Annotated in this window: 1 protein-coding gene; it reads right to left on the reverse strand. The window is 67.9% G+C overall.

Annotation, left to right across the window (positions count from 1 at the left end; all coding sequences use genetic code 11):
• Nucleotides 1-174 precede the first annotated feature (174 nt).
• Nucleotides 175-1,030 (reverse strand): hypothetical protein (locus tag Q8Q85_14585; GenBank protein MDP3775483.1); only part of this gene is annotated, 856 nt, incomplete at its 5' end.

The raw sequence follows: 1,030 nt of genomic DNA on the forward strand, positions 1-1,030 counted from the left end.
GCTCGGCCGTGCGGGTCATGGTCACCGTGGCCTGGATCGGCCGGCGCGGATAGTCGTAATACGCCTGAATCTCATCCGGCACGGCCGCGGCCGCGCGCGTGTCGCGGGACACCGGTGCGGTGGCACACCCGGCGAACAGCGCGGCGGTCAGCAGTGATGCAGCGCGCCGCATAGCTACCCGGCGTCGTCCGGCAAGGGTCCGAGACCGGTCCCCGTGCCTGCGTCGCTGTCCGGGGTGTCGCGCGTTTCCGGGCCGGCCGCCGGCGGCTGGGCCGCAGCGCCCACATAGATCGGGTTGGAGAAGACCCAGGGCTTCTCGTGCCGGTTGACTTCCACGCGGTACGCCCCCGGTTCGGTGACCGGCACGTCCCAGGTCTGCGCGACCGTGCGGCCTATCTCGGCGCCGTCCTTGAAGAGGACGATTTCCGCCGCAGCAGGCAAGCCGACGGATAACGTCAGCCCGTCAGTCAGCGGCACCGAGTCGCCCATGATCCCGTCGACCCGGTTGCCGCGCCGCGCCGCGAAGGTAAACCCGCGGGCTTCGGCAAGGAATTCGATGGAGAAGTAGGCGTGCCCCTGCCGCAGCGCGTCGTACACGGCTTCGGGCGTCAGCTCGCCGGAGGCCACGAGGAGGTGCGTCCGCGAGAGCCGAAACAGCGTCTCGTACGGCGCAAACTTCATGCCGAATGCGTGGAACTCGTGCGCATCGGTGGATCCGATGCCGACCATCCGTCCGCGCTCGGCGGTCAGCTCATCCCACCGGCGGAGCGGGTCATACGGCCGGTTGATGATGGAGTAGAAAAAGAGGTCCTGCGGCACCGTCAGGACCCAGAACGCGAGGCGGGTGCGGTTCTCATCGAGGGTGTCGTGCGCCACGTTGTAGCCTTCGATCCCGGTGAAGCCGGTCACGCTGTAGTCGGTCCACCGCCGCTTCTTGAAGAACGGATGGGCGATGAACCCGAAGCCGCCCTGCGCGTTGACCTCATCGATGACCTGCTGGGTGGTGAGGTGCTCGTAGTCGATTTCACGG

The sequence above is a fragment of the Gemmatimonadales bacterium genome (genome assembly GCA_030697825.1).
Lineage (GTDB): Bacteria > Gemmatimonadota > Gemmatimonadetes > Gemmatimonadales > JACORV01 > JACORV01.